Below are 12,268 nucleotides of genomic sequence, written 5' to 3'. Positions count from 1 at the left end.
GCGCTCTAAGCCGTTGAACCGAATCACGGCCCGGATGGGCCCGACCTGTCGACACCCGACGGGCCGGGCCCATCCGGGCATCCGGGCACCCCGCGCTCCGACCCGTTCAGCCAGAAGAGCGATCGAGATCGTGAGGCGCACTCACTCCACATCCGGATAGTACTTTTGGTGCAAAATTGTCCACCTCCCTCGCGGATGCCCATATCCAGTCGGGTAGGGTCATAGACCAACTGGCGTCCCGAATCCGTCTTTCTGAATCAATCCGGATCAGTCAGGCGGGTGGTGGGGTTCGGGGGCTACCATCAGCGACTGATCCGGAGGAGCAGTGCACAACGAACCGCCTCGTCGCCGGCAAGCCCGAACAATGTGGATGTATCCTCATGTCGCACCCGAGTCAAGATTCGAGGTGGGTTGTGGGTAGCCACTCCGCCGGCCGGCATTCACGGCAGACAGCGAGTAATCCACGCCGCTCGGATCGCGGTCATGCCCATCCGAGCGTCAGCCCAGAGACCGCCAGCCCGGCCCACGGGGCAGCCCCGGCGCCACGACCCGCGGGGGCGCTGTTCCTCCCCCGCCACCAGCTGCTGGAACCCGGCGAACTCGATACGGTAACCGGCCCGATCTCGGTCAGCAGCTCAGCCCGGCGTACTCAGATCACGGTGACTGCCGCCGCGCCGATGGACCGGCGACAAGCGTGGACGGCGAAGGTCGCCGAGGAACGGACAGCCAGACCGGTGCCGGGCATGCCGGTGCCCAGCAGCGGCAACGTTCAGTCAGACAGCACTCGATCGAACGCCGCCCGCTCCCGGGGCGCGCACCGGCGCGTCACCGCAAAGCAGGGGCGCGGCCGCTTGGTCGTCGCCGGCACCGCGTCACTGGCCGGCATCTCGGTAATACTGACCGGTCTGGCATTGTCGGGGAGCAATGACACGTCGATCACCGGTCCCGCGACCATGGAGACCACGCCCAGCGCGGGGATCGGTATAGGAGCGTCACTCACCAGGTCGCTCCCCACCCAGGCGTCATACGGTACCCACCAGCCGCCGGCAAGGCTCTTCCCACCGGATGCCCGGAGCAGATCGCTCATTTCCGGCCGGGCCGCCGCGGGGACCGGGCCGATCACAGCGGCCGATGGTATCGGCGGGCCGCAGCTGAACCTGCCGGGCAGCGTGCCCGCCGCCGGCATCCCGGCCGGCGTACCCGCGCCCCCGGCACCGGCCGGTACCCCCGGGGCGTCCACCGACGGGACATCCAGCGGATCGGTCCCCACCGCTACCGGACAGGTCGCTACCGCTGCCCAGGCCAACACTGGGCAGGCCACAACCGTCCCGCAGGACCCGGCCCAGCCCGGCGCGGGCGACGCCACCTCGCCGACGGTTCCGGCCAGCCCGCCACCAGCCGCTTCGCCGACTCCTACCGCTCCCGCCACTCCCACCGCCACCACCGGCACGCCCACCGCCGGAGCGGTGGGGCAGACCGGCGGTTCCGCGACTGCCCCTGGGCAGCAGTCACCGAACGCCGCCGGGCAAACAGCCGCCGCGCCGGCCACCACGACTCCGGCTCCGGCCCCGACTCCGGTAAATGCGAGTATCCCGATCCAGGATCTTTCGAACAGCGTGTTGAAACTCCACGACGTTGCGCCGGTCTGGCCGCACAGTCGATAAAAATCATCGCCACGAGCCGCTCACTCGGATCTCGCCCGTCAGCCCGAGTGGGCGGCCGTTCTCAACGGTCCCGGCCAGCTTTCCGCGGTGTGCCGGAAACCGCAACCACCGTGATCATCCGGTGCGATCCACCACATAGTCAGCAAGCGCCTCCAGCGCGGCCCTGGCCGGGCCCTTCTCCAACGAGGCCAGGCAGTCACGCGCATCGCTCGCCCAACGGATTACCTCGGCACGAGCCCGCCGCATAGCTGGATGGCCACGCAGCAGATCCAACGCCTCCGCGAGGGCCCCCTCCGCGGTGAACCCGTCCCCGATCAGATCGCGCAGCCTGGCCGCGGCAGCATCGCCCTCCTGTAGCGCATAAAGCACCGGCAGCGTGGGGATGCCCTCACGCAGATCGGTGCCGGGCGTCTTGCCCGAGGCCGATTCGTCCGAGGCCACATCGATCAGATCATCGGAAAGCTGGAAGGCCACTCCAAACCGTTCACCGAACGCGGCAAGGGTGTCCGCGGTGAAAGCATCGGAGCCAGCGAGCATGGCGCCGAGCCGACCGGAGGCCGCGATCAGCGACGCGGTCTTCTCTGTGATCACACGCAGATGATGATCAACAGGATCCTGTCCCGCGGTCGGGCCGACCGTTTCCCGGATCTGCCCCTCGCACAGCGTCGCTATCGTGCGCGCCAGGATACGGGTGGCCGCGGGGCCCAGATCAGCGGTGATGTCAGAGGCACGGGCAAACAGAAAATCACCGGTCAGGATGGCGATCGTGTTGGTCCAGCGGACGTTCGCCGATGCCGATCCCCGCCGCAACGGAGCTTCGTCCATGACGTCATCGTGGTAGAGGGTCGACAGGTGAGTGAGCTCGATCGCCACCGCAGCCGGGACGACGCCTACGGCGTCGGGGTCGGCAAAGTGGGCCGCCAGCAGCACGAGCATTGGTCGGAACCGTTTGCCACCGGCATCCACGAGATGCCGTGACGTCTCGGTGACGAAGGGCACGTCGCTGTGGATGGCCGTGCGCAGCATCCGTTCGACCTTGTCAAGCCCAAGGCGAACAGCATATCCAAGATCAGGATCTGTCCTGATCCCCGTGAGATCCAGCCCGGTTGCACTCATATGTTCGTCAGCGTACGAAGCCGGACGTGGCCGCGGTACCGGCAAGGTCGAGCAGGGGCTGTGGCGCGACTCCCAGCAGCAGCGTCATGATCGCGCCAATACCGACGGCGGCGTAGGTCAAGGTCGGCCGGGTGACGACTATCGGGCCATCCATCACCGGTTCCTGGAAGAACATCAACACGATCACCCGAACGTAGAAGAAGGCCGCGATCGCGCTCGTCACCAGGGCGACCACCACAAGCGGTGTCGCGTTCCCAGCGACGGCGGCCTGGAAGACAGCAAACTTTCCGGTGAATCCGCTGGTCAGTGGGATACCCGCAAGAGCAAGCAGGAGAAAGGCGAAAATCCCCGCGAGGACCGGAGAGCGCCGCCCCAGCCCCTGCCACTGGGACAGATCGCTCGCCTCACCATCCGCGGTCCTGACCATGGTGATGAGGCCGAACGCGGCTATCGTGGTGAAACCGTAGGCGACCAGATAGAACAGGGACCCGCGCAGCCCGTCGCTGTTCGCCGCGGCGAGACCGGTGAGCAGGAAGCCGGCGTGCGCAATCGCCGAGTAGGCCAGCATCCGCTTGATGTCACGCTGAGTCAGCGCCAACACCGCGCCGACCACCATGGTCATGATGGCGATCGTCCAGACCGTGGGACGCCAGTCCCAGCGCAGCCCACCGAAGGCCACATAGAAAACCCGCAGCAACGCCCCGAATGCCGCCACTTTCGTACCCGCGGCCATGAACGCGGTGATCGGTGTTGGTGAGCCCTGGTAGACGTCAGGGGTCCACGAGTGGAACGGCACCGCACCAATCTTGAAAAAGAGCCCGATACCGAGAAGAGCCATGCCCAGGTACAGGTAGGTGTCGTTCGCGGTGGCCGTACCCGCGGCATCGGCTATCCGGCCGAGATCGACACTGCCGGCATAGCCGTAGAGGAAGGCAAGGCCGTAGATGAAGAAGGCCGAGGAGAACGCCCCGAGCAGGAAGTACTTCATCGCGGCTTCCTGGGACAGCAGCCGCCGCCGACGGGCGAGGCCGGCGAGCAGGTAGAGCGGCAGGGACAGGATCTCCAGCGCCACAAACATGACCAGAAGCGTGTTGGCGGAGACGAACAGCAGCATCCCGGCCACCGAGAAGGCCATCAACGCGTATACCTCGGTCTGCACAGCGGCGGAAGTCCGCGCGGCGGTCGCGCCCGGTGAACCGGGGGTAACCGCCGCGGAGGCCACGATCGCGCCTCCGGAGGAGTCCAGCCGCCGCTCAGCGACCAGCAGCACCGCGAGGAAGGCGAACAGCAGGATGGCGCCTTCCAGGAACAACGTAGGGCTGTCGATGGCCACCGCGCCCGCCGCGAGGATCTGCCGCCGGCCGTGCAGCAACACGACCGCGACGAACGCCACCGCGAAGCCAACGGCTGCCAGCGGCGGCTGGAGGAGCCGGCGTGTCCTCGCCGACGCGAACGCGTCGATGAGGACAGCCGCCAGCGCCACACCGAACACGATGATGATCGGACTCAACGCCGCGTACTGGATCGGCGGGACGTCGATCGTCCCCTGGATGCTCTGGGCCAGCGCGTCCTGGGCCAGGACGGCGGTTGGTGGAGCGCTCACGAATGGCCTCCGGCCTGACTTGCGTTCACGGGGATGGTGGGTGCCGGATCGGTGTGCCCGGCGTCTTCGAACGTCGCCGTGACGGTCGGACGGATGATGTTGATAAGGGGCTTCGGGTAGACACCAAGGGCGATGATCAAAACGACTACCGGAGCAACAACGATCTTCTCTCGAAGGCTGAGATCGAGTACCCCCCGAGCCTGCTCACCGACCAGCGGACCGGTCATGGTCCGCTGGTAGAGGTACAGGATGTAGACGGCGGCCAACACGATGCCGCAGGTGGCCACGATCGCCAGCGCCCGGTAGCGCGTGAACGTTCCGACCAGCACCAGAAACTCGCTGACAAAGCTGTTCAGACCGGGCAGCGCCAGCGACGACAGGCCCGCGATCAGGAAGACCCCCGCCAGGACCGGCGTCACCCGAGCCATCCCGCCATAGGCGCTGACGTCCCGGCTGCCACGCCGGGCCACCAGGAAGCCGACCACGAGGAACAGCAGACCCGTGGACAGACCGTGATTGACCATATACAACACCGCGCCCGTCCCACCCTGCGACGTCAGCGCGAAGGTTCCCATGGCGATGAAGCCGAAGTGCGCCAAGGAGGTGTAGGCAACCAGGCGTTTCATGTCCCGCTGGCCGATGGCCAGCAGCGCGCCGTAGAAGATTCCGATCACCGCGAGGGCGAGCACCATGGGCGCGAAGTAGGACGAGGCCTTCGGGAACAGTGGGATGCAGTACCGGATCAGCCCGAAGGTACCCACCTTGTCCAAGACCCCCACCAGCAGGATCGCGCCGCCGGTCGGCGACTGCGCGCCAGCGTCGGGGAGCCAGGTATGGAAGGGGAACAGCGGCGCCTTGATGGCGAACGCGATGAAGAAGCCAAGGAACAACAGCTTCTGGACGCCCGGAGTGATGTCAAGTTGACGAAGGGTGGCAAAATCGAATGTGCCGGTTCCCAGCTGATCGGCCGAGACCACATACAGGCCGATCACGGCGGCGAGCATCAACAGTCCGCCGAACAGGCTGTACAGCAGGAACTTCACCGCGGCGTAGGAACGCTGCGCCTGCTCCTTCACCGCTCCATAGCTCCCGATCAGGAAGTACATCGGGATCAGCATGGCCTCGAAGAAGACGTAGAACAGGAAAACATCGGTCGCCGCGAACACGCCGACCATCCCCGCCTCGAGAACGAGCAGAAGCGCGAAGAAGGCGGGAACGCTGCGCCTGCTCACAACACCGGCAGCCGGGCCGGCAGCCGCCCCGCCCGGATCGGCGGCACGGGCGGCACGGGCGGCAGCGGCCGGCGCGGGGCCTGTCACCTCGTCCCAGGAAGCCAGGACGACAACCGGCACCAGGAGCGTCGCGAGCAGGATGAGAACCAGCGAGATGCCATCGGCACCCACCGAGTAGGAAACCCCGAACTGTCTGATCCAGGAGTACTTCTGGGCAAACTGAAAGCCGGCCCGGGACGGCTCATACGCGATGGTGGCCAACAGCGCCAGCCCGAACTCCACAAGTGTGACAACCAGCGTGATCTGCTTGGCCAGCGTGGCGAACCGCCGCGGGACGGCCAGCACGACAACGGCCGCCACGACAGGAATGACCAGCAGGGTCGTCAACCAGGGAAAGCTGTTCACGTCAGCCAACCTTTACCAGGTACAGCGCGCCGACCACGAGAACGGCACCTCCCAACATCGACAGCGCGTAGGAGCGGACGAATCCGGTCTGGGTCCGGCGCAGCCGCCCGGACAGGCCGCCGACCGCCGCGGCGCTGCCGCGGACCGCACCGTCCACCCCGACGGTGTCCAGCCAGACCAGGAACCGGGTGGCGTACTGACCTGGACGCATGAACACGGCTTCGTTGAAGGTGTTCGCATAGAGATCGTGCCGCGCGGCAACGGTCACCAGGCCCACCTCCGCGTCGGGCGGGGCCACGGCCTCGACCGGACGGAGCTGGTAGCGCAGGTACGCGCCAGCGAAGCCACCGGCGGCGACAAGCAGGGTGAGTGCCGTGAGAACCACCGGGGACATGGTGTGCACGCCCTCCTCCGCGCTCTCGCCGACGACCGGCGCCAGCCAGTTCTGCACGGAACCACCGAGCACGAACAGCCCACCGGCAACCGCCGCTCCGATCGCGAGCGGGATCATCGGGCCGGTCATCACCCTCGGGGACTCATGCGGGTGTACCGCCCGCGGCCCCTTGTCCGACCAGCGGCGCTCACCGTGGAAGGTCATGAGAAACAGCCGGGTCATGTAGAAGGCGGTTATCCCCGCGCCGAGCAACGCGGCCGATCCCAACAGGTATCCGCTGGTCCCACCCTTGTCGAAGGCAGCTTCAATAATCTTGTCCTTGGTGAAGAAGCCGGACAGCGGTGGAAACCCGATGATTGCGAGGTAGCAGATACCGAAGGTGGCCCAGGTGACCGGCATCAGCCGCCAGAGGGCACCGTATTTTCGCATGTCCTGCTCGTCGTTCATGGCATGGATCACCGAGCCAGCGCCGAGGAACAGCCCCGCCTTGAAGAAGCCGTGCGCGAGCAGGTGCATGATGCCGAGCGCGTAGCCCGCCGGACCGAGACCGACAGCCAGGAACATGTAACCGATCTGGCTCACCGTCGAATAGGCGAGCACCTTCTTGATGTCATCGTAGGCACAGCCGATGACGCAGCCGATCAGGATGGTGCCGGCACCGATGATCACGACTACGGTCCGGGCCGCCTGGGTCTCTGTGAAGATCGGATTGGCTCGGGCGATGAGATACACCCCGGCCGTCACCATCGTGGCCGCGTGGATGAGCGCGGAGATCGGGGTCGGGCCCTCCATCGCGTCCGGCAGCCAGGCCTGCAACGGGAACTGACCGGACTTCCCGCAGGCGCCCAACAGGAGCAGCAGGGCGATCGCGGTCAGCGTCCCGTAACCGATCACACCCGCGGCCGCCGCGCCGAACACCGTGTCGAAGTTCGTGCTGCCGACCGTCGCGAACATGAACATGACGGCTAGGGCCAGCCCGACATCGCCCACCCGGTTCATATAGAAGGCCTTGTTCGCGGCGGTCGCCGCGGCCGGCCTGTCCTCCCAGAACTTGATCAGCAGATAGGACGAGAGACCGACCAGCTCCCAGCCGGCATAGAGGACGAGGAAGTTGTCACCGAGCACGAGCAGCAACATCGACGCCAGGAACAGGTTCATGTAGGCGAAGAACTTCCGCCGGGCCGGATCGTGCGCCATGTAACCGATCGAGTAGACGTGGATGAGTGTCCCCACACCAGTGATCAGCAGGACGAAGAGCGCGGACAGCTGATCGAAGAGCAGCCCGGCGTCCACCTGGAAGCTGTTGACCGGAATCCAGGAGAACAGGTGCTGCGAGACCGCCCGATCGTCGCCACTACGCCCCAGCAGCGCGAAGAACAGCAGCAGCGCCACGACAAAGCTCGTGGCGGCGGCCGCGGTAGCCAGCAGATGGCCCCAGCGGTTGGTACGGCGCCCACCCAGCAGCAGGATCGCCGCCCCCGCCAGCGGCAGCACCAGCAACAGCCACATCACCGAGAAGATGCCAGTGGCGGAGGCGTAGTGCGGCTCATGCGGCATGGCGTACCTCGTTACCATCGGCACGGCCGCCGGATGCGTCGGCACTCTGCTCATCGGCACAGTGCTCATCGGCACTGGATGCATGGCCAAGATGTATATGCGTCACTGCGCTCATCGTCCGTTCTGCCGTAACCGGAATTCCGGCCGCCACTTCGTCGCCGCGCCCGGCACCACGGCCGTCGATCGGCGGGCTGGAGACCTTCTGGATCATCGTCCGCATCGATCAACATTCATCAGACACGCCCTAGTACTTGAGCAGATTCACGTCGTCCACCGAGGCGGAGCGGCGGGTCCGGAAAATCGTGAGAATGACTGCCAGGCCGATGACCACCTCCGCGGCGGCGACGACCATCACGAAGAAGGCGATGATCTGGCCGTCCAGCGTTCCGTTGATCCTGGAGAACGTGACCAGGGTCAGGTTCGCCGCGTTGAGCATCAGCTCGACGCACATGAACACGACGATGGCGTTGCGGCGTAGCAGGACGCCCACCGCACCGATCGTGAACAACAGCGCGGACAGAATCAGATAGTTCGCGGGATTCATCGCGCTGCCCCCTTTCCGGCCCCGACCGGGTGCGGGCTGTCCGCGTCCCCGCCAGCGGAATCACCGGAATCACCGGAATCACCGGGATGACCGGGATCGTCAGAAGCGGGCGGAAGCGCTGGCGTCACATCAGCCGCCTGGGGCCTCGCGTACACGCCTGGTCCCGGCACCGGGGTGACGGGGCCGCCAGCGGCGAAACGCCGCCGCAGCATCTCCTTCTGCGTGATTTTGCCACCGGCCCGCTCACGATGAGCAAGTATCATCGCGCCGACCGCCGCAATGATCAGCAGCGCGGACACGATCTCAAAAGCGAATACGTAGTCGGTGAACAGCAGACGGGCGATCGCCTGGATGTTGCCGCCGTTGTTGGCGGCAGCAAGCCCAGCGGCTTTCGTCCCGCTGATCACACCACCAATCGGGAACACCAGGAGCCCGGCAAACCCGGCCCCGAGGACGATCGCCGCCATCCGCTGGCCCCGCAGGGTCTCCACAAGCGAGTCGGCGGAGTCCACCCCGACAAGCATGAGCACGAACAGGAACAGCACCATGATTGCCCCGGTGTACACGATGATCTGTACGAAACCGAGGAACGGCGCGTCCTGTAGCAGGTAGAACACGGCCAGGCAAAAAAGGTTCACGACCAGCAGCAGCGCACCGTGAACGGCGCTGCGGGCGAGCACCATGCCGAGCGCGGCGAGGACCGCGACCGGGGCGAGGACCCAGAATGTCGCGGCTTCACCGCCGGACGTCCGGGTGAACTCACCCGCCGCCTGAACCAGGATCGCGGCGTTCATCGGACCAGCTCCGGATCCCCGCCGGACACCGCGTCCAGGCCGGGTGACCCGGAGCCCGCGCCGCCCTCGGGCGTGAAGTCCGCGGCCCTGGCCCCGGAGGCGTCGAACGGACCCGAACGGTTCGGGTCAAACCGGTAGTAGTCCGTTTCGCTCTCGCCAAGAAACATCGGATGCGGCGGCGCCGTCATCCCCTCCCGCAGCGGGGCGAGCAGCTGTTCCTTGGTGAAGATGAGGTCAGTGCGGCTGTCGTCGGCGAGCTCGTAGTCGTTTGTCATGGTCAGCGCTCTGGTCGGGCACGCCTCTATACACAGGCCGCACAGGATGCAGCGCAGATAGTTGATCTGGTAGACACGCCCGTACCGTTCCCCCGGGGAATAGCGTTGCGCCTCGGTGTTGTCGGCGCCTTCGACGTAGATCGCGTCCGCCGGGCACGCCCAGGCGCACAGTTCACACCCGACGCACTTCTCCAGCCCGTCAGGATGGCGGTTGAGCTGGTGCCGGCCGTGGAAGCGGGGCGCGGTCGCCTTCTTCTCCTCCGGATACTGCTCGGTCGTCGGCTTCTTGAACATGGTCGAGAAGGTGACGCCGAAACCCTTGTAGGGGTCGAGGATCCCCATGGCTCAGCTCTCCTGACGCGGTCCACCCGCGACGATGACGGAAGATGGGCGATTCGGGCCGGGGCCGTACGGCGGCGACGGTGACTTCGACGACGGCTGCGGTGGCGGCCACGGAATCCTGTCCAGGCTGGGTGCGTTGCGCGTGCGCTCCCGTTCAGCGGCCTCGAGACGCTCGGCGTGCTTGCGAGCGCCGGGGTCGACCAGCGTAATGATCAAAAGAATTCCCACCGCGATCCCGAAGCCGATCAGCCACGGCGTCCGGTCGGTGACATTCTCTCGATATACCTTGAACGTCGCCACGGCGAGCAGCCAGACAAGCCCGACCGGAATCAGGACTTTCCAGCCGAACGCCATGAACTGGTCGTAACGCAGCCTCGGCAGGGTGCCGCGCAGCCAGATGAAAAGGAACAGGAAGGCCAGTAGTTTCAGCACGAACCAGATCACCGGGAACCAGCCGGTGTCGAAGTGCGAGAAGTACGGGATCGGCGGCGGCTGCCACCCGCCGAGGAACAGCGTCGTCGCCACCGCCGACACGGTGACCGTGTTGATGTACTCGGCAAGGAAGAAGAAGGCGAACTTGATCGAGCTGTACTCGGTGTGGAAGCCGCCGACCAGCTCGCCTTCGGCTTCGGGGAGGTCGAACGGCGTCCGGTTGGTCTCGCCGACCATCGCGATGCAGTAGATGATGAAGGACGGCACCAGCACCACGTTCCACCAGTGGCGCTGGCCAGCGACGATGCCCGACGTCGACAGCGTCCCCGAGTTGAGGAAGACCGCGACGAACGACAGCCCCATCGCGACCTCGTAGGAGATGATCTGTGCTGCCGACCGCAGGGAACCCAGCAACGGGTAGGTCGACCCGCTCGCCCAGCCGGAGAGAATGAGCCCGTACACGCCCAGCGACGACGCGGACAGCACGAACAGCACCGCGACCGGCAGGTCCGCGAGCTGCAGTGCGGTGTGATGACCGAAGATCGACACTTCCGGCCCGAACGGGATCACCGAGAAGGCCAGGAAGGCGGGGATCGCTGAGACGACAGGCGCGAGGATGAAGACCGGCCGGTCCGCGAGAACCGGGATGATGTCCTCTTTGAGCATCAGCTTCACGCCGTCGGCAAGGCTCTGCAGCCAGCCCTTGGGCCCGTGCCGGTTCGGGCCGACACGCTGCTGCATCCGAGCGACCACCTTGCGCTCGAACACGATCGCGAAAAGCGTCATCAGCAGGAGGAAGGCAAACACCGCGACAGCCTTGAGGAGGATCAGCCAGAGCGGGTCACCACCGAAGACCGACAGATCCGGATCTCCGGCGGCGGCCAGCGGCGGAACCGCGGGTGCCCCGAACGAGGATGGATAGCTCATGACCGGCCCTTCGAGGTCTGGGCAGCGGCGGCGTCCATGGCGGTGTCCATGGCGGCGTCCACGGCGGCGGGACCGGCCTGGGCCGTGGCCAGCGCGCGGGCCTGATCGCGGCCGTTCGCCGGGGTGCGGGCAGCCACGCCGACCCGTACCAGCTCGCCCGCGCGGGGTGCCAGGCAGCGGTGGAGGTGCGACCCCGGTGAATACGTCGGGACCCACACCACCCGGTCAGGCATGACCGCGACCGCCAGGGCAGGGTGATCGTCCCACGGTCGCTGGCGACCGCGACCAGATCGCCGTCGACCGCTCCGATCTCACCGGCTGTCGCCGCGGACAGTCTGGCCTTCGGCGGACGGGCCGTCCCCGCGAGATAGGGCTCGCCGTCCTGCATCCGACCGTCATCGATCAGCTGGTGCCAGCTGGCCAGGACGGCTTGACCGGCGGGCGGCTCAGCCGGCACCGGCGGTGTGACCGCCGGTGCCGGCGCCCGCTGAACCTCGGCACCGGCACGGCCGATCCTGCTGAGCTCGCGGGCGGCCGCGCCGGGGTCCGCGACACCCAGCGCCACCCCGAGATGGGCGGCAAGCATGTCCAACACCCGCAGGTCGGCGAGGGCCGGCGTCTCCAGCGCCCGTTGGAACGCGCGCAGGCGTCCCTCCCAGTTGACGAACGAGCCCGCCTTCTCCGCCACCGGCGCGACCGGCAGAACGACATCGGCGACCTCAGCTACCGCGGACCGGCGAACCTCCAGCGACACGCAGAACGGCACCGAGGCGATCGTCTCCAGCGCCACGGCCGGATCCGGCAGGTCGTCGACGTCCATCCCGGCGACGACGAGTCCATCGAGCTCACCGGCAGCCGCGGCGGCAAGGATGGCCGCGGTGTCGCGGCCCGGCCGCGCTGGGACGGCCTCGCCCCAGACGGTCCCGACCTCGGCGCGGGCCACCGCGTCCGCGACCGGGCGGCCACCCGGCAGCAACGGGGGC

11 protein-coding genes are annotated in these 12,268 nt (G+C 66.9%); all 11 read right to left on the bottom strand.

The annotated features are described in order from the left end of the window. Positions 1 to 769 precede the first annotated feature (769 nt). The gene (locus tag MJ785_RS01795) at positions 770 to 1,552 is read right to left on the bottom strand and encodes a hypothetical protein (protein ID WP_239308468.1); all 783 of its coding nucleotides are present in this window, start codon (positions 1,550 to 1,552) and stop codon (positions 770 to 772) included. A gap of 226 nt (positions 1,553 to 1,778) precedes the next feature. Continuing rightward, positions 1,779 to 2,780, bottom strand: coding sequence for a polyprenyl synthetase family protein (locus tag MJ785_RS01790; protein WP_239379956.1), 1,002 nt, complete (start codon positions 2,778 to 2,780; stop codon positions 1,779 to 1,781). 7 nt (positions 2,781 to 2,787) lie between these two features. Further along, entirely contained in the window at positions 2,788 to 4,359 is a 1,572-nt protein-coding gene (nuoN, locus tag MJ785_RS01785; protein ID WP_239308491.1) for an NADH-quinone oxidoreductase subunit NuoN, read from the bottom strand. 20 nt (positions 4,360 to 4,379) lie between these two features. Then, positions 4,380 to 6,020: an NADH-quinone oxidoreductase subunit M gene (locus MJ785_RS01780; protein ID WP_239308470.1), complete on the bottom strand. Its 1,641-nt coding sequence runs from the start codon at positions 6,018 to 6,020 to the stop codon at positions 4,380 to 4,382. Position 6,021: 1 nt separating this feature from the next. Then, positions 6,022 to 7,971, bottom strand: coding sequence for an NADH-quinone oxidoreductase subunit L (gene nuoL / locus MJ785_RS01775; RefSeq protein ID WP_239372960.1), 1,950 nt, complete (start codon positions 7,969 to 7,971; stop codon positions 6,022 to 6,024). Continuing rightward, positions 7,961 to 8,182, bottom strand: a complete 222-nt coding sequence (locus tag MJ785_RS01770; protein WP_239379955.1) for a hypothetical protein — start codon at positions 8,180 to 8,182, stop codon at positions 7,961 to 7,963. The genes nuoL and MJ785_RS01770 overlap by 11 nt, the downstream gene beginning before the upstream one ends. A gap of 33 nt (positions 8,183 to 8,215) precedes the next feature. Continuing rightward, the gene (gene nuoK / locus MJ785_RS01765) at positions 8,216 to 8,515 is read right to left on the bottom strand and encodes an NADH-quinone oxidoreductase subunit NuoK (protein WP_239308471.1); all 300 of its coding nucleotides are present in this window, start codon (positions 8,513 to 8,515) and stop codon (positions 8,216 to 8,218) included. Continuing rightward, entirely contained in the window at positions 8,512 to 9,309 is a 798-nt protein-coding gene (locus MJ785_RS01760) for an NADH-quinone oxidoreductase subunit J (protein ID WP_239308472.1), read from the bottom strand. The genes nuoK and MJ785_RS01760 overlap by 4 nt, the downstream gene beginning before the upstream one ends. Further along, a complete protein-coding gene (gene nuoI, locus MJ785_RS01755; RefSeq protein WP_239308473.1) occupies positions 9,306 to 9,926 on the bottom strand; it encodes an NADH-quinone oxidoreductase subunit NuoI in 621 nt (206 codons plus the stop codon). Before nuoI ends, MJ785_RS01760 begins: the two co-directional genes overlap by 4 nt. Positions 9,927 to 9,929: 3 nt before the next feature. Continuing rightward, positions 9,930 to 11,285 carry an NADH-quinone oxidoreductase subunit NuoH gene (gene nuoH / locus MJ785_RS01750; RefSeq protein ID WP_239308474.1) on the bottom strand — a complete coding sequence of 452 codons (1,356 nt, stop codon included), beginning with the start codon at positions 11,283 to 11,285 and terminating at the stop codon, positions 9,930 to 9,932. Then, the coding region (locus tag MJ785_RS01745; protein ID WP_370652846.1) for a molybdopterin-dependent oxidoreductase at positions 11,200 to 12,268 on the bottom strand (1,069 nt) is incomplete at its 5' end. The genes nuoH and MJ785_RS01745, both read right to left, overlap by 86 nt.

The sequence above is a fragment of the Protofrankia sp. CiT1 genome (assembly GCF_917627335.1).
Lineage (GTDB): Bacteria > Actinomycetota > Actinomycetes > Frankiales > Frankiaceae > Protofrankia.
This window is presented reverse-complemented; position numbering and strand designations above follow the sequence as displayed.

Bases quoted from the DNA above. Each gene is read 5' to 3' on its own strand.
- MJ785_RS01790 (WP_239379956.1), bottom strand. From the start codon at position 2,780: ATGAGTGCAACCGGGCTGGATCTCACGGGGATCAGGACAGATCCTGAT.
- nuoL (WP_239372960.1), bottom strand. From the start codon at position 7,971: ATGCCGCATGAGCCGCACTACGCCTCCGCCACTGGCATCTTCTCGGTG.
- MJ785_RS01770 (WP_239379955.1), bottom strand. From the start codon at position 8,182: ATGATCCAGAAGGTCTCCAGCCCGCCGATCGACGGCCGTGGTGCCGGG.
- nuoK (WP_239308471.1), bottom strand. From the start codon at position 8,515: ATGAATCCCGCGAACTATCTGATTCTGTCCGCGCTGTTGTTCACGATC.
- MJ785_RS01760 (WP_239308472.1), bottom strand. From the start codon at position 9,309: ATGAACGCCGCGATCCTGGTTCAGGCGGCGGGTGAGTTCACCCGGACG.
- nuoI (WP_239308473.1), bottom strand. From the start codon at position 9,926: ATGGGGATCCTCGACCCCTACAAGGGTTTCGGCGTCACCTTCTCGACC.
- nuoH (WP_239308474.1), bottom strand. From the start codon at position 11,285: ATGAGCTATCCATCCTCGTTCGGGGCACCCGCGGTTCCGCCGCTGGCC.